15 protein-coding genes are annotated in these 15824 nt (G+C 65.1%); 13 read left to right on the top strand and 2 right to left on the bottom strand.

Features of this window, described 5'->3' with window-relative positions; genetic code table 11:
- Positions 1-25: 25 nt before the first annotated feature.
- Together A5688_RS21670 and A5688_RS27070 are read right to left on the bottom strand one after the other, a co-directional pair.
- Complete coding sequence (locus tag A5688_RS21670; protein ID WP_067912760.1) at positions 26-2821, bottom strand: helix-turn-helix transcriptional regulator; 2796 nt, start codon at positions 2819-2821, stop codon at positions 26-28.
- A gap of 245 nt (positions 2822-3066) precedes the next feature.
- The gene (locus A5688_RS27070) at positions 3067-3294 is read right to left on the bottom strand and encodes a hypothetical protein (protein WP_082951280.1); all 228 of its coding nucleotides are present in this window, start codon (positions 3292-3294) and stop codon (positions 3067-3069) included.
- A 292-nt stretch (positions 3295-3586) separates the two neighbouring features.
- Between A5688_RS27070 and A5688_RS21675 the strand changes: the two genes are divergently transcribed.
- The 13 genes from A5688_RS21675 to A5688_RS21730 all read left to right on the top strand — a co-directional run bounded on the left by A5688_RS21675 (position 3587) and on the right by A5688_RS21730 (position 15651).
- A complete protein-coding gene (locus tag A5688_RS21675; protein ID WP_082951279.1) occupies positions 3587-5416 on the top strand; it encodes a sigma-54-dependent Fis family transcriptional regulator in 1830 nt (609 codons plus the stop codon).
- Positions 5417-6111: 695 nt separating this feature from the next.
- On the top strand, positions 6112-6402 hold the full coding sequence (locus A5688_RS28230; protein ID WP_242660343.1) for a hypothetical protein: 291 nt from the start codon (positions 6112-6114) through the stop codon (positions 6400-6402).
- A 207-nt stretch (positions 6403-6609) separates the two neighbouring features.
- Positions 6610-6990: an alpha/beta hydrolase gene (locus tag A5688_RS27920; RefSeq protein ID WP_120312575.1), complete on the top strand. Its 381-nt coding sequence runs from the start codon at positions 6610-6612 to the stop codon at positions 6988-6990.
- A 26-nt stretch (positions 6991-7016) separates the two neighbouring features.
- Positions 7017-8246 (top strand): PPE family protein, encoded by a 1230-nt coding sequence (locus A5688_RS21690; RefSeq protein WP_067912695.1) that lies wholly within the window; start codon positions 7017-7019, stop codon positions 8244-8246.
- Positions 8247-8367: 121 nt separating this feature from the next.
- Positions 8368-8613 (top strand): hypothetical protein, encoded by a 246-nt coding sequence (locus tag A5688_RS21695; protein WP_120312579.1) that lies wholly within the window; start codon positions 8368-8370, stop codon positions 8611-8613.
- Positions 8613-9533: an NADP-dependent oxidoreductase gene (locus tag A5688_RS21700; RefSeq protein ID WP_067912689.1), complete on the top strand. Its 921-nt coding sequence runs from the start codon at positions 8613-8615 to the stop codon at positions 9531-9533. The genes A5688_RS21695 and A5688_RS21700 overlap by 1 nt, the downstream gene beginning before the upstream one ends.
- A gap of 19 nt (positions 9534-9552) precedes the next feature.
- Complete coding sequence (locus A5688_RS21705; protein ID WP_067912685.1) at positions 9553-9987, top strand: cupin domain-containing protein; 435 nt, start codon at positions 9553-9555, stop codon at positions 9985-9987.
- A gap of 80 nt (positions 9988-10067) precedes the next feature.
- Positions 10068-10583 (top strand): hypothetical protein, encoded by a 516-nt coding sequence (locus A5688_RS27075; RefSeq protein WP_242660342.1) that lies wholly within the window; start codon positions 10068-10070, stop codon positions 10581-10583.
- A complete protein-coding gene (locus tag A5688_RS21710) occupies positions 10580-12085 on the top strand; it encodes a dihydrolipoyl dehydrogenase family protein (protein ID WP_067912682.1) in 1506 nt (501 codons plus the stop codon). Before A5688_RS27075 ends, A5688_RS21710 begins: the two co-directional genes overlap by 4 nt.
- Before the next feature lie 59 nt (positions 12086-12144).
- Positions 12145-13074: an NADP-dependent oxidoreductase gene (locus A5688_RS21715; RefSeq protein WP_242660348.1), complete on the top strand. Its 930-nt coding sequence runs from the start codon at positions 12145-12147 to the stop codon at positions 13072-13074.
- A 51-nt stretch (positions 13075-13125) separates the two neighbouring features.
- Positions 13126-13515: a RidA family protein gene (locus A5688_RS21720; RefSeq protein ID WP_067836774.1), complete on the top strand. Its 390-nt coding sequence runs from the start codon at positions 13126-13128 to the stop codon at positions 13513-13515.
- Positions 13512-14177: a nitroreductase family protein gene (locus A5688_RS21725; RefSeq protein WP_067836771.1), complete on the top strand. Its 666-nt coding sequence runs from the start codon at positions 13512-13514 to the stop codon at positions 14175-14177. Before A5688_RS21720 ends, A5688_RS21725 begins: the two co-directional genes overlap by 4 nt.
- A 7-nt stretch (positions 14178-14184) precedes the next feature.
- Entirely contained in the window at positions 14185-15651 is a 1467-nt protein-coding gene (locus tag A5688_RS21730) for an MFS transporter (protein ID WP_242660341.1), read from the top strand.
- Positions 15652-15824 lie beyond the last annotated feature (173 nt).

Genomic DNA, 15824 nt, shown 5'->3' on the forward strand with positions numbered 1-15824 from the left:
CGGTCACCTAGCGATTTGCTGTGGGTCAATCAGCGCCGCGCATCAGCTGCGCCAATTGGACGCGGGAAGTAATGCCGAGCTTGGCGAATGCGTTGTGGACGTGGGTCTTTACCGTGTGGGGGGAGAGGTGCAGCTCGGTAGCGACGGCACGGTTGGTCGCGCCTTGTGCGATGAGGTTGATGACCGTGAGTTCAGAGTCGGTGAGGCTGTCCCAACCCGTTTTTGCGCGTGGGTGGCTGACGATGCGCCGTTCCACGCCTAATAGGCGTAACGCGCGGCCGACCCGGCGCGCATCGGCAATCGCCTCGCACTCGATGTAGGTGTCGAATGCCGCGTTCAACTGGTCGAGCGCCTCAGCTTTGCGCTGTGCGCGACTCAGCTCGCCGCCGGCATCCTCGGCGGCGCCAGCGTAAAGAAGCGGCCGCGAAGTGGAGTGGAGCAACTCGGCGGCAACCACCAATGCCTGGGCGTCGCGCTCGAGGATGCCGCGAATGTGTTGGGCGACTGTGGAGAACAACGGAACCTCCGACGGCTCGCGTTCGAGCGCGTCAATGGCGTCCAGAAGGCGCGCGCGCAAGCCTGCGTCACCGGCGGCTGACGCTACCCGCGCCGTCAGGGTCAGCTGATCCAAGACGGTCGGCAAGAACGGTGTCATGAGTAGCGAGATATCGCCGCCGAGCCAGCGAACCGCCTCATGAACGTCGTCGCGCTGCCACGCCGCCAGCCCTAGCGCGCACGCCGCCCCGCGGCGTACGGCGGGTGTACCGTTCGAGTAGGCATCACGTGCCTCATTCATCGTCTCTAGCAACAACGTTCGGTCATCGGTGCGCGCCGCCACCTCCGCCAGGGTGAACATGCGCATCGCGGTTACGAAGGTCGACCCCGTTCGCTCTGGCGTGGGCAGCCATTCAATCGCGGCGCGGGCAGCCGACAATCGGCCCGCGGCCACCTGCACGACCCCCGCCGTCAGGGCCCAGATGTGAAGCGCCATGCCGTCGCGTTCCTTCTTGGATTTCTCGGTGCAGTTCGCGACCAGCGCCGCAGCATCGTCCAACCGTCCGACTACCGCAAGCAGGTTTGCCAGGTGGCATGCGGCGAGGTTATGAGCGGTCATATCGCCCGCGGGGGTCAAGGCTTGGAGTTCTTCAACGCGGTAGAGAGCGCGGCCCGCGTACCCGTCCGCGCAGTCGAGGCAGGCAAGTGCTACTCCGGACAGGATCCTCGACTCGAGATCGCCGGTGGATGCGGCGGCGGTCGCCGCCTCGTTGGCTGCCGCGCTGTCCTGTCCGTGTTGGCCATACATCGCCAGGTTGTATGCCAGCCATGCCCGATGTCTTGCCTGGGTGATTTCGGTGAGGTTGGGCAACTGAAGTGCCCGGCGGTTGTCTTCGATGTGTTGCGTTGTCGTATCGGTGATTGGCGTCCGGAGTCGTAGAAGAATCTTGGCCTCCTCTTCGGGCGCCAGCGCGGCAGACAGGGTGGTGCTGGCCAACCTTTCCGCCTCCTCGTAGCGTGTGGCCCGATTGAGCAGCACGATCGTTTCTGTCACGAGTGGCGCGCGTTCTGGGTCTTGGGCCGGGTGGAGCTCCAAAGCGCGCTTGCTCAAATCCGACGCGGCGCTCGGATCGCTATAGGCCAGAGACTGTGCGGCTGCGCGGAGTGCGGCGATCGCGGCTTGATCGCCCACCTCAGCGCTGCGGGCGAGTTGGGTTGCGACCTCTTCGGGCGCGGCCCCCATGTCGAGCATCACGGTTGCCGATTGCCGCTCCATCGCTCGGCGCAGCGACTGAGGCAACGATTGCCGCGTCGCTTCGCGCAGCAAATCGTGACGGAATCTCATCTGATCACCGTCTTCGACGAGTAGGTCGGCGTGGACAGCCTCTCCTACCGCCGATACCAGGGCAGCGGGTCGGCGTTCCAACATCGCGGCGAGCAGCCGGGCCGAGAACCGGTCAGGCAGCACTGCGGCGACTCGCACGACTTGGCTCGCGGGATGGGAGAGCTGGTCGAGTCGTTGCTGCATAGTGTCGCTGAGCCGGCGCGGCAACATGTCACCAGTGGCGGCCGCACGCCCGCCGCTGACATCGAGTCGGCCCTCCTCGTCCAGTCCCCGCAGCAGCTCCGTTAGCAGGAACGGGTTGCCGTGCGCCTTGTCGGCGAGACTCAGGAGCGACGCATCCGCGTTGGCTCGTACGGCGTCTTGCACGATGTCGGCGACCGCGCTGGGTGTCATCGCTGTCAATCGCAGAAACGTGGCATCCTCGCGTTCCAGCGCGGTCAGCGTCTCGCGAACGACGGGGCCGCCGGCGCCGGTTCGTGCGGTTAGCACCCACAGCACCGGGGCATCGGGCCTCGTCGTGGCCAGCGACCGCAGCGCCAGGAGGGTGGCGTTATCAGCCCAGTGGATGTCCTCGAGGACAATCACCAACGGTATTCGGGACGCGGTCGCATATATCGCAGCTTGCAGATCGCGCACCACCCAGTAGCGGAGATCGGCCGACGTGCCCAAGCGACGCAAAGCCTCCGCATCACCGACAGGGGGCTCGGCGCGCAGGGTCGCCATGAACAGCGAGAAAAACGGCACCGTCTGCTGATACTCGAACGCCTCGCCGAACAGTGCCCGAATACCGGCCTTCTCAGCGAGCGCCAAGACCTCGGTTGACAAGCGGCTCTTCCCGATCCCGGGTGGGCCCTCGATGACCAGCACGCCCCCGCGGCCCTGAGCGAGCGCCGCGATCAACGCGCCGACCACCTTGAGCTCGCCCGCCCGCCCACGCATCGGCGGTATGCGCAGCTTCCCTGACGCCCTCGCGGTGCTCATCCGCACCCCCGCCCCCGGGTCCGTGGCCCCGGACTGCGGGAAGCCTAACGAAGCCTCGCGGACAGCGCCATTGGGCTTGTCGGGTAGGGCGGCAGCCGCCGGAGCACGCGTAGCGCGTACGACCATTCGTCGCGACCGACCCGGCAGATTCGCGCGCCCGGGGTTATCCGACGGAACATACGTGGCAGATGCTGCTGGCTTGACCGGGTATGCCTGGAAAAGCCGCTTTGATTCCCCGCCCGATGTCATGCTGCCACCTGGACTTCTACCGACAGGTAGTCGGCTATGCCGTGTGCGGCAGGCCAGTCACCAGCGCGCAACGCTCGGCTGAGCAAATCTACTAATGGACTGCAGGCGTCCAACTCGGCCAGCCATGAGGCCACCGTCGCCGCGATGTGATCTGCTCCCTGGACGCGTACGGTACGGCCGTCGTGTAGGCGATCGGTCACCTGATAGATAGTCATTTCTCCCATACCTTTCGCTGGATCATGTTGTGGTTGTTGCGCTGCATTGGGCGGCTCGTGCGGGGGTTGCGGGCATCGGATTGCCTGACAGCCGAGCCGGCGTGCGTCCGACGCTCTGTGCCGTTGGTTGCCTCACCGTCGCCCTTTCGATCGGTCCGATGCATTAGCTGATGTGACCCATGACACCGCCGCGGGCGTATGCTGAACGTCTCAATCTGAGCAGGGTTGGGCGTCTCAATCTGAGACGCCGGAAATGCCGGGCGGCTGCACCGCTCGGTGGGGGAGCGAGGTCCATGCGGCGATGAGCTTGCAGGCCGACCTCCAAACCGACGTTCGCCGGGTGAGGGAACGGTTCTTGTCCGAGGGGGACTTGGAGGCGGAGACCGCCAGGGAAAAGTTCCTGTCCGTGGAGTCCCTTGACGCTGCGCGATCACTCGATGAGGACATTCTGCGGCCCAGTGTCTTGGACTCCTGGCGTCGGTCGCAGGCCCTGCGCGTACACCCGGACCGGGTCGAGCTCCCGTACGTGCGTGAACCCAACAGGGGTTCACGGTTGGCGCGTGCGGCCGCGCCGGTGCTGCATCGCGTCACCGATGACCTGGCTGCGCAAGCTGTCAGCGTTGTCCTGACATCAACTGACGGCGTGGTGGTTGAACGTACCGCCGCAGAAGTGTCCATCCTCAACGCGTTGGATACGGTGAGCCTGATACCGGGCTATAGCTTGGCTGAAGAGGTGGCGGGTACCAACGGGATTGGGACCGCGCTCGAGACCGGGAGGCCCGCGTTCATCCGTGGTGGCGAGCACTACGTTGCGATGTTCACCGGTTTCGCGTGCGCAGGTTCGCCGATCCGGGATCCTATAACGCGCAGGGTGATCGGCGCCGTCAATCTGAGTTGTCTGGCCAACGAATCCGATCCATTGTTGCTCGCGCTGGCTACCAGCGCCGGTCGTCACATTGAGGATCGCATGCGGGTGCAGGCTCATGAAGGTGAGACCGCGCTATTGGAGGCGTACCTTCAGCAGACGCGGCGATCTACGAGCGGTGTGCTCGCGATTGGTGGCGATGTCGTGCTGATGAACCCCTATCTGCGCAGGACACTGGACGGCCACGAGCAGACCGCGCTGCTCGAACACGCTTCGGATCTGCTCAGCTGCACGCTTTCGGACACGGCGCTGGCTGTTCTGCCAAGCGGGCGCGTCGCCAAAGTCTCCACCGCCGACCGCTCGACGACAGGCGGCGGCCGCGCCAATGTCGTTTTCCACGTTGATCTTTCCACCGAGACCAGCTCGCACCCGCCTCAAAGCGGCCGCTTAGCGCACATTCATATCCCTGGCCTGGCGGGTCGTAACAGCGCGTGGCTGCGCTGCTGTAAGCAGGTACGGCAATGCTGTCGCGACCGGGAATGGGTGATGCTCGAAGGGGAGAGAGGATCTGGTCGGACGCGTTTGGCCCAGGCGGTGGGGCAGTATGTGAAGTCGGACCGAACGGTTCGGGTGATGCGCGCCGAAACATATTCCAGCGCCGCGTCTTTCGTCGCCGAGCTTGCGACACTGTCCGGCGATGAGGACTTCGCCGTGGTGATCGCCGACGTGGATGACATCGATAAGGACACGCTCGAATCGATCACCTCGATGCTCGCCGCGCGCGCAGGCCGGGGATGGGTCGCGGCGACCACGAGTGGTGCGACTTCTTCAGCACCGATCAAGCAGCTGCTGCCGCTGTTTACCCATACCGTCACGGTGCCGGCACTGCGACACAGGATTGACGACCTCGAGGAACTGGTGCCGCTGCTGCTACGCGAAATCACCCGGGGTGCTGATGTGGAGTTGGCACCCGATGCCATGCGCCAACTCAGTAGGCTGCCGTGGCCTGGCAACGTCTCGCAGCTGCGTCGGGTCCTGACCGAAACCGTTGCCCGCCAACGATTCGGCATTATCAGCGCCGACAAGCTGCCCCCGGAGTGCCGCTCAGTCACGCGGCACAAGCTGACTCCAATGGAAGCCCTCGAGCGCGACGCGATTGTCCGTAGCCTTCAAGACAATGGCGGCAACAAGCAAGAGGCGGCACGCGCCCTGGGCATGTCGCGCGCAACCATCTACCGCAAGCTAAACCGCTACGGCATCGCGTAACACCCCCTAGGCTTGTCTGCTCCGCGCTTTGGCTGGCAATCATTGTCGCGAATCGCAACGTCGCTCGGTATTTGCTTCACAAAGCTTCGGGCAGCCAAAACGCGGATGCGCTGTTGGCACTTCAACTGACTCACCCCCGCGTCCTGTGGTAGTTACGCGGCAATCGTCCCCATGGATTGAATCGCCGACAGGGCGGTTTCCGGGCACTTCTTCCCTAATCGCCATTACCGCAATTGCAGATCGATTCCTCCCTCGCTTCTCGCAACACGCGCCAAATCGCCCGGGTGAATCAGTTCGCCGGGTGATGACCACTCATCCCACATCGGTTAATGCTCGCTCAACAGATAGATGGCGAGCGGACGGTACGTGAGCCGGCCATGCTTTTCGGATCTGCGTTCGGGGCCGCTTAAGCGAGCGACCCGTCGCGATGACGGTAGACGGCCTGCCTGCGCTGATCACCGCGGAACGCCATCGAGACGAATTGGAGAAACCAGATGAAGCCTCGCCAATTTCAACGATCGCCTGCTGAATGCGGCGCCGGCGCCGCGCGATCAGCATGGCTGCCGCATCGAATGCGTGATGCCGCAGCCTTTGCACGGCGTTGGGCGGATCGGAAGGGAGAAGGCGCGACGGACGCCGTCCCGGCTATCGAGGATCAACTTCACGCGCTGCAGCCCATCTGCAGTGCCCAGCGGGTGTCGACCGGCTTTACATGCGGTGCACCGGCGGTGGCGGTCGCCGAGATACACGCCATCGACGGATGCGACCAGATGGGGCTGACCCCAGACGGCGACCTCGTCGAGACGCTCTGCCAGGCCTGCCTGTCCACTCTGCAATGGGCGATGGCGACCTACGTGGGCGACAAGCGCGAGATGGCGTCCCGATGCGGCGCCCACCCGGCATGCACCACGTGCGGGCGTCCCACTGGATACCTGGGCAGTGTCTTCGCGGTGCGCCCGATCGGGCCCGAGGGGCTGGCACCATGACCCGACGACTACGCATTGCCTTCTTGTTTGTGGCCGTGGTTTCCGGCGATTACGCGGTCCTCATGTTGATCAATGGTCAGTTAATCGATTTCGGCGTCGCCGCCGCCGTTTGTGCGGGATCCTTTGTCGCGGCCGGGCTGATCGTCTGCGCGGGCAGGCGACGCCGCAAGGCGATGGCGCGGGGACGAGCGGCCGTCTGGGAGCGCCGTGACCGGCAGGCGGCCGCCGCCGGCCAACAGTGCGCGGTATGCGGAGCTGCGCGTCAAAAGCCAAGCGACTCACCCAGATTCGTTGACCGGCAGACCGCGCGCTTATGCGCGGCGTGCGCGCCGGCCCTCAACTAGAGCCGGCACCATGAGCCGGGCCCGGAAGTGCTTACAGCCCATGTTGATCCATATGTCCGATTGCCAGGTGCTGCTTCACGACGCGCAGCTGGCGGCCCAGCGACTGGCCACCGCCGGTGTGGCCGACGCTGTGCGGGTATGGCCGGGCCAAATCCACGTGTTCCAACTCGCCGCGCCGATGATCCCCGAAGCCACCCGCTCACTGCGCCAGGTCGGCCGCTACATCCGCGAAGCGACCGGATAACCAAGGCACCCTGGGGTTTTCGAAAGGTGGATTTCGGGGCGCTGCCACCAGAAATCAACTCCGGCCGGATGTATTCCGGGCCCGGCTGCGGGTCGATGCTGGCTGCCTCGGCAGCCTGGGACGGGCTGGCCGCCGACTTGCATTCCACGGCGGCCTCCTATCAGTCGGTGATCTGGGACCTGGCCGGTGCCGCATGGCTGGGACCCGCATCGGTGGCGATGACTGCCGCCGCGGCACCCTATGTGGCTTGGCTGACGACGACGGCTGCGCTGTGCGAGCAGGCCGCCACCCAGGCCACGGCCGCCGCGGCCGCATACGAGGCCGCGTTTGCGATGACGGTGCCCCCGCCAATGATCGCAGCCAACCGTGCGCAGTTGATGTCGCTGATCGCGACAAACTTCCTCGGCCAAAACACCCCGGCGATCGCGGCCACCGAAGCCCAGTACGGAGAAATGTGGGCCCAGGATGCCGGGGCGATGTACGAGTATGCCGGCGCGTCCGCTGCCGCTTCGGCCTTACCGCCGTTCACCCCGCCCCCGCCCACCACAAATCCAGCCGGGGCCGCCGGCCAGGTTGCCGCGGTTGCCTACGCCAGCGCCACGCCGGCCGGCACAGCCACCCAGACCGTCATGTCGACGGGCTCGCAAATGCTCTCCGCGGTACCCAGTGCGCTTCAGGGACTTGCACTGCCCTTACCGGCCGCCGCGGCATCACTGCCATCGTTCTCGCAATTGCTGAGCTTACTGAGCCCGGTGAACCTGGCCGTTGCGTCGGCGTCGACGGGCATCACGTCGACGGGCATGGCCGGGTCGTACGCGGGTTTGGGATATGCGGCGCACTACGACCCAGACGGTGCCAGCAAGATGGATGCCATACTGCGACACTTGGGAGCGGCTCCGGCGGGCTCAGGAACGGGCGCAACAGCCTCATTGGACACGGCAGACCTGGGGGCAGGCGGCGGTACGGCACCTGCGTCGTCGGCGGGGTTGGGCCGAGCCTCCTCAATCGGCGCGCTGTCGGTGCCCCCGAGCTGGTCCGCGGCCGCCCCGCCGATCAGACGCGCCGCGGCAGCGTGGCCGAACACCCTCCCTGGTGCCGCCCCGACGGTCCTGGCAGCAATCCCGGAAAACCTGCTCAACGAAATGCTTTTGGCGGGTATGGCCGTACGCGGCATCCGCGGTGCTCCGACTCAGGGCCGGCCCACGATCACCATCACTGTGACGCAGCATCCGCCGGATAACGACCACGGGCCCTGATGCGCGCCCATCCGGCCAGTGTTGCCTTCCTGTGCTCACCCGGGTGAATTAGCTCGCCGGGTGATGACGACTCACCCCGCGTCGGTGAATGCTGACTCAGCAGCTGGCGAGCGGAGGGCAAATGCAGCCGACAACGTACCGGATGTGCATTCAAGGCCGCGTGACCGAACGGCTTGGGTACGCATTTGAAGGGATGCGCCTCGAGGCCGGTGCGAACGAAACGGTGTTCACCGGTGAAATCCGCGACCAGTCCCAGCTTTACGGACTTCTCGACCGGGTCCGCGATCTAGGCCTTGAGCTCGTCAGCGTACAACCGCAGCCCGCGGCCGACCCGACGACAACACCCCACATCAGGAAGGACCTGTAATGCAAGCCATCACTGTTTCAGATCGCGACGCCGGCGTCGCCGGCCTGTCGCTGACGGAGCTGCCCTACCCCGAGGCGGCCGACAACGATGTCGTCGTGCGGGTTCACGCGGCCGGTTTCACACCCGGGGAGCTTGAGTGGCCGCACACTTGGATCGACCGCGCTGGTCATGACCGGACACCGAGCGTGCCCGGCCACGAGCTGTCGGGCGTCGTGGTTGAGTTGGGTTACGGCACCACCCTTTTGACTGTCGGTCAGCGGGTGTTCGGGCTCGCCGACTGGGCCCGCAACGGCTCGCTGGCGGAGTACACCGCGGTGGAAGCCCGTAATCTCGCACCGCTGCCGATGGACATCGACCATACTGTGGCCGCGGCGCTGCCGATCTCTGGATTGGCCGCCTGGCAGGGCTTGTTCGACCACGGCCGCCTCGCCGCCGGACAAACGGTTCTGATCCACGGCGCCGCGGGCGGCGTTGGGTCGATTGCGGTGCAGCTCGCCCGCGAGGTCGGTGCGCGCGTCATCGGTACCGGCCGGACCGCAGACCGAGACCGCGCGGGGGAGCTCGGCGTCCATACCTTCCTCGACCTGGAGACCGAAAACCTCGAGGACGCAGGCGAAGTCGACGTCGTGTTTGACGTGATCGGCGGAGACATTCTCGCCCGCTCGGCGGCTCTGGTGCGGGCTGGCGGAACGCTCGTCACCATCGCCGAGCCGCCGAAGACCCTGCCGCGCGATGGGCGGGCAATTTTCTTCCTGGTCGAAGCCGATCGCGCCCAGCTTGCCGACCTCGCCGCGCGAGCACGGGACGGACGCCTCAAGCCGGTGGTGGGTGCCGTGCTGCCACTCGCCGAAGCCGCCGCCGCGTTCGCTCCCGGCAAGCGCATCCCTGGCAAGACGATCCTGCGCGTCGCAGAAAACTGAAAACGGAAGGCAGCCAAAAATGGCGCTAAAAATACCACTCGCCGCACTGACAGTTGCGACGCTCGCGTCCGCTTGCCACGCCGAGGCGGCGCCCGAGAAGTCGGGTCAAAACCCGGTTGTCCGCCCGGTTTTCAATCAACCTACCCCCAATGTTCCGGGCAAATCACTTGAAGCAGTGTCAGTCAGCTATCCGCCAGGAGCTAAAAGCGGAGCTCACCACCACGCGAAATCGGCGTTCATCATGGCGTACGTGATCTCCGGAGCGATCCGCAGCCAAGTCGAAGGCGAGCCTGAACGCGTCTATCACGCCGGTGAGACGTGGACTGAAGCCCCCGGCGCGCACCACACGATCAGTGAAAATGCCAGCGCCACCGAACCCGCTGAATTACTCGCAGTCTTCCTGCTCGATACCGGAGACAGCCCGCTTACCACGGACGACAACGCGAGAAGATGAGCTGTCGCGTCAACGATGAAAAATGTTCGCACCGTTCGACATCCACAATGTGACGACATTTCCATTCCCGGGAGGGCTCCGTGCGCACGCCTGATCCGATCCGGGCCGTCCGGATAGCGCTGCGCTTGTCGCTCGCGACCGCCTTTCTGTCCGCTGTCGCCGACCGATTCGGTTGGTGGGAGCCGTTTGGGCAGGGGAGCTGGGGAAGCATGGCAGCTTTCGCCGGCTATGCCCACCAGCTTGTTCCATTTGCTTCTGGATGGTTATTGACCGTCATCGTATGGGCTGCCACCGCAACCGAAACGATCCTGGGAGTCCTGCTCCTCAGCAGCTGGCAGCCAAAACTCGTCGGCGCGGCGACTTGCTTGGTGCTCATTATATTTGGAACCGCGATGGCTGTATCCCTCGGTGTGGAAACACCGCTTAGCTACAGCGTCTTCTCCGCGGCCAGCGCAGCCGCGGCCTACGCGATACTCGGCACACCATCACGACCACACACCTTAGGCGCCTTGTTTAGTCCGGGTACTCGAAACTGTCGCGAGCCGACGGTGACTGCGGCTAATCCATTGAGTCGGTTCGGAAGTGAAGGTAGATGAAAGCTAGTAAAAACTTCGACGTGATCGTCGTAGGCGGCGGGGTGGGCGGCGTGGCTGCCGTGCGGAAGCTTGCGTCCGTAGGCCTTTCGGTAGCGCTCGTGGAGGATCGTCTGGTCGGTGGAGAGTGTCATTACTTCGCCTGCAACCCGAGCAAAACACTGATTCGCCCGATCGAAGTGTTCAATCTCGCGAAGGCGGTCCCTGGTGTGCGAGAAACCATTTCGCGCGGAGGTCTGGACGTTGCGGCTGTCTTCGCGAAGCGCGACGCGATCATCGAGCACCTCTCGGACCAAGACCGGACGGCATCACTGCAGCAAGCCGGTGCAGCAGTGTTTCATGGCATTGGCCGGTTGAGCGGCCAACGAACAGTGCGCGTGGCCTACGCCCTGGGAGATGCCACCGAAGCCGTCTTGACTGCACGCCACGCGGTCGTTGTTGCCACCGGCACTCGTCCTCACGTGCCGGAGGTACCTGGGTTGGCGCAAGCACGCCCGTGGACCAATCGGGACCTGACGACCATGACGCATGTGCCACCCCGCGCGCTGGTGGTGGGTGGCGGCCCGGTCGGTGTCGAGTTCGCGACCATCCTGACCGGTTTGGGATCCGCGGTAACACTTCTGGTACGTGGGAACACCCTGCTTCCCAACTTCGAACCCGAAGCCCGCGAGCAGATCGCGCAGTCACTGCGAAGCAAAGGCGTCACGATTCACTTTGAGACGGAGTTGTCGGAGGTGGCCCGACCCGTGGCGGGCGGGCCCGTCACCGCAACCTTCCACCGCCAGAGCATCGAGGTAGACGAGATCGTCCTGGCCGCCGGACGGCGCACCAATACCGACAACATCGGGCTGGAAACCCTTGGGCTGCCGGACGGGATCGTTGCTGTGAACGACCATTTACAGGCGGTCGGCGTCACAGGCGGTTGGCTTTACGCGCTGGGAGATACCACCGGGCGTGCTCGGCTGTCTCATATCTCCACGTACCACGGCCGTCTCGTGGCCGAAATCATCGCGGCCCGGGCCGCGGGACGAGAACTGTGCGACGACGAGCTGGCTGCCCATGATGCCGGCAGCACCGCGCAGGTCATCTTCACTGAGCCTCAAGTAGCCAGGGCGGGGCGCACGGAAAGTCAGGCCCGAGCAGAAGGGTTCGCGGTAAGAACGCGAACCGCTCGTTATCCCGACGCGGTGTCATTCCTCGCCCTCTACCGGGACGGTTTCGATGGATGGGCGAAGTTGGTCATCGACGCCGAGACCAACACACTGCTGGGGGCGACGTTTGTCGGCCCGGAGTTCTCCGAGTTGGTTCAAGCCGCCACCCTGGCAATCGTCGCGAAGGTCCCGATCAGTCTCCTACGCCACGCCGTCGCGCCACAACCAACGGTCAATCAGGTCTGGGATCCGCTGCTCGCCGAAGAAGCCGAACTCGCCCCATTACTGAAAAACGGGGCGCAGAACGTAAACAAGGGCGCTCAAGTGAATCGCCTTATTTCTCAATCTCATTAGACTCGATCTTCGAGAGGAATCTCTATGACCTACGACTGGTCGGTCGTTTCGCTGTGACAATGCTGGTAGCGGGAGTCCGCACGCTCGGTGGCAACGTGGAGACGCTCGAAGTGGACGACCCGCGACCGTTGGCGGCCGACGAGGTCCTCATCGACATTCGCGCGGCCGGGGTTGGCAACTGGGACAACATAGTTCGCTACGGCGGTTGGGACGTTGGCACCGGGCCGCCGTTGGCGCTCGGCGTCGAGGCTGCCGGAGTCATCAAGGCCGTCGGTAACCTTCCGAGCGGATTCAGTGTGGGTGATGAGGTGCTGTGCCACCCTGTGCCGCTGCGCGACCAAGGTACGTGGGCGCCGTTTCTGATCGCACCCGTCGGATCGCTCGCCCACAAACCGCCCGCGATTCCGTGGGAGATCGCAGCGATCTTTCCGGTGCCGGCGTTGACCGCCGAGCAGGTGGTCAGTGAGGCGCTGGCCCTTGACGGTGGCGAAACGTTGCTCGTTCATGGCGCGGGTGGAATCACCGGCGGGCTCATTGTCCAGCTGGCCGCCCTGCGTGGTGTCGATGTGCTCGCCACCGCCGGCCCGCGCAGCGCCGACCGAGTCCGCGGGCATGGTGCCCGCGAAGTAATCGACTACGGCGATCCGCTGTGGCCACAGCACGCAAAGGCGTTGGCAAAAGACAATATTGACGCCGTCGCCAACGCGGCCCCCGGGGGCGCAGCTGTGGCGATGACCGCGCTGGCCGACGGTGGCCGACTGGCCACCATCACCCCCGACCCGCCTGCACCCACCCGCGGCATCAGCGTAACCGCGGTCTACGTCCGTTCCGACGGCGCTCAACTCGACCGCCTGGCCGCGATACTCGCCTCCGGCCGGTTGAGCATGCCGACCCCCCGCTCCTGCGGCCTGGATCAGGCCGCTTCCGCACTCGCGCACGTCGTCGCAGGCCACGAGTCCAACGGGGTGGTCATCACGAAAGACATCTAACGAAGTCGCAGTACCCGCAGAACAAATCTCACATCACCAAGGAGTCTCGAGATGACCACCATTACCCGGATCCGTACCGGAGTGGCCGATCACATCGGCAAATACGCCGACGCTGTCGCGGTATCCGGCGGCGGCACACACATTTTCGTCGCCGGAACACCCGGGGTGCGCGAAGACGGCTCCCTGCCCGAGGACTTCACTGACGAAGCCCGGCAGTGCTGGGCCAACGTCGAAAGCGCGCTCCGCAAGGCCGGCGCCGAGCTCACCGACATCGTCTACATGCGCCAATGGGTCACCAGCCGTGACAATGCGTCCGCCTACCTGGCGGTGAGCAAGGAGATCATCCGCCACGAACCCGCCGGCATGTTCAGCATCATCGACGGGCTGGTGTGGCCCAACATCCGCGTGGAAGTCGAAGTCATCGCCATCGTGCCGGCATGAGCGATTATCCCATCGTCGACCTGTCCACCGACGCGCTGCTGACCACGACGCGCTCGGTGCGCAAACGTCTCGATTTGACGAAACCTGTTCCCATCGGCCTGATCCGGGAATGTCTGCAGATCGCGGTGCAGGCACCGACCTCGTCCAACGTGCAGAACTGGAGCTTCATCGTGGTCACCGACGCCGAACAGCGTCGCGCGATCGCCGATGTGTACCGCCGCACATGGGACTGGATCGTCGGGTCCCCTTTCGCGGTAGCCGATCGGTTCAAGAACGACCCCGTGCGCAACCGCGAGCAGCGCAAAGTGTCCGACAGTGCGGCGTATCTCGCGGAGCACTTTTGCGAGGTCCCCGTGTTGACGATCCCGTGCGTCGAGGTCATCGACGGTGACGGCAGGCTGACGGCCGAAAACGCCAACCAATATTGGAGTTCGATCATGCCCGCCACATGGAGCTACATGCTCGCCGCGCGCTCTCGGGGCTTGGGAACCACGTGGACCGGGGTGACCATAATGGCCGACGACGAGATGCGGGCCATCCTCGGGCTGCCCGACAACGTTTATCACGCCACGACCATCCCCACCGCCTACTACACCGGCACGACCTTCCGACCTGCCAAACGGATTCCGCTCGATGACGTGGTGCACTTCGACCGATGGTGAGCCCCCAGTGACATTGCGCGAGGCGGCACCCACCAGCCGGGCGATGGTGGTCGCGGTGATGGTGTCGATGGTCGCGTTCCTCGACTCCACCGTGATCAACCTGGCTTTGCCGGCCACCGAACACGACCTCGGGGGCGGCCTGGCGCTGCAGCAATGGATCATCGACGGCTACCTGTTGGCGATGGCGGCTGCGATTCTGCCCGGCGGGTCCATCTCGGATCTGTTCGGACGCGTTCCAGTGATGCGGTTCGGGCTGTTGGCTTTCGGGGTGGGTTCGGTTCTGGCGGCGGCTGCGATGTCACCGGCGATCCTGATCGCCGCACGCCTGATCCAGGGTCTGGGTGCGGCCTTCCTCGTGCCGGGCTCGCTGGCGCTGATCAACACGGTGTTCGACAAAGCGCACCAGTCCGCGGCGATCGGCGTCTGGACCGGGTGGACAGGAACCGCCTTCGCCCTGGGCCCTCTGCTGGGCGGATTGTGCGTCGATTTCCTGAGCTGGCGTTGGATTTTCGTGTTGTCGGCGATCCCCATGGCGGTCGGTTATGCGCTGACGTTCTGGTTGTGCCCGATGTCGGGGCGCGTCGGAGGCGCCCGCGTCGATACCGCCGGGGTGGGCCTGTCGGCGGTAGGGCTGGCTGCGACCGTGTATGCGTTGATCGAATCGCAACGTGGCGGCTGGACCGACCCGGCGGTCATCGCACCGCTGGTGATCGGGATAGCCGCACTTGCCGGTTTCGTGAGGTGGCAGCGCCGCAGCATGTCTCCGATGCTTCCGTTGGCACTGTTCACCTTTCGCAACTTCGCCGCGGCCAATCTCGTCACCGCGTTCGCCTATGGCGCATTGACACTGGCGTCGCTGGCCATCGCCCTCTACACCCAAGAAGTCGGCGGCTACTCGGCCACCGCGACCGGACTGGCAACCCTGCCGATCCCGGCGCTGTCGTTCGTGTTCGCCAAGCACGTCGGCCGCATCGCCGCGCGGGTGGGGCCACGCGCGTTCCTGATCGCCGGACCCGCGTTGGCGGGGATCGGGCTGCTGCTGATCCGCCCGAAACCCATTGGATTCCACGCGATCACCGACCTGGTTCCCGGGATGACCGTGCTGGCCATCGGGCTGGTCGCGACTATCACACCGCTGACGTCGGTGACGTTGGCTTCGGTGCCGACCGAACAGAGCGGCGTGGCGTCGGCGATCAACAACGCCGTCTCACGGCTGGCCGCGCTGATGTCGATCGGGTCCATGGCCCTGATCAGCGTTGGCACGAGCGCTGCCGGATTCGCCCGCGTGTTAGAGGCGAGCGCCGCGCTGTTTGCCCTGGGCGCGCTGTGCGCCGCGCTGTTGATAACCAACCCCCCTGGCGGGTGCCAACCTGTGCCCTGCGACATCGCGGCGTTGTGCCGCGACCGGCCCGGTGTGCAACCAGCCCTGGCCAGCGGCCCCTCGGCCGCGATCGAACCATCGCCTCCGCGGTGATCGCTCACCCGTGAAAGGTAATAGTGACAAACACTGCAACCGACTGGATTGACAGCCGCGAGATGCGCGCTGCTGCTGCAGCGCGTCGGTGTGGCGACCGGCCCGGGAATCAATTCGACCGCGACGGCGTTCGGCTAGCCGTGGCGCACGCGAAGAGATGTCTTGATGTAAGC

The sequence above is a fragment of the Mycobacterium mantenii genome, from assembly GCF_001667865.1.
Taxonomy (GTDB): domain Bacteria; phylum Actinomycetota; class Actinomycetes; order Mycobacteriales; family Mycobacteriaceae; genus Mycobacterium; species Mycobacterium mantenii_A.

Excerpts from the sequence above, each read along its gene's own strand:
- A5688_RS21710 (WP_067912682.1), top strand. The coding sequence starts at position 10,580 with ATGAAAGCTAGTAAAAACTTCGACGTGATCGTCGTAGGCGGCGGGGTG.
- A5688_RS21700 (WP_067912689.1), top strand. The coding sequence starts at position 8,613 with ATGCAAGCCATCACTGTTTCAGATCGCGACGCCGGCGTCGCCGGCCTG.
- A5688_RS21725 (WP_067836771.1), top strand. The coding sequence starts at position 13,512 with ATGAGCGATTATCCCATCGTCGACCTGTCCACCGACGCGCTGCTGACC.
- A5688_RS27070 (WP_082951280.1), bottom strand. The coding sequence starts at position 3,294 with ATGGGAGAAATGACTATCTATCAGGTGACCGATCGCCTACACGACGGC.
- A5688_RS21720 (WP_067836774.1), top strand. The coding sequence starts at position 13,126 with ATGACCACCATTACCCGGATCCGTACCGGAGTGGCCGATCACATCGGC.
- A5688_RS21715 (WP_242660348.1), top strand. The coding sequence starts at position 12,145 with ATGCTGGTAGCGGGAGTCCGCACGCTCGGTGGCAACGTGGAGACGCTC.
- A5688_RS21675 (WP_082951279.1), top strand. The coding sequence starts at position 3,587 with ATGAGCTTGCAGGCCGACCTCCAAACCGACGTTCGCCGGGTGAGGGAA.
- A5688_RS21670 (WP_067912760.1), bottom strand. The coding sequence starts at position 2,821 with ATGAGCACCGCGAGGGCGTCAGGGAAGCTGCGCATACCGCCGATGCGT.
- A5688_RS21705 (WP_067912685.1), top strand. The coding sequence starts at position 9,553 with ATGGCGCTAAAAATACCACTCGCCGCACTGACAGTTGCGACGCTCGCG.
- A5688_RS21695 (WP_120312579.1), top strand. The coding sequence starts at position 8,368 with ATGCAGCCGACAACGTACCGGATGTGCATTCAAGGCCGCGTGACCGAA.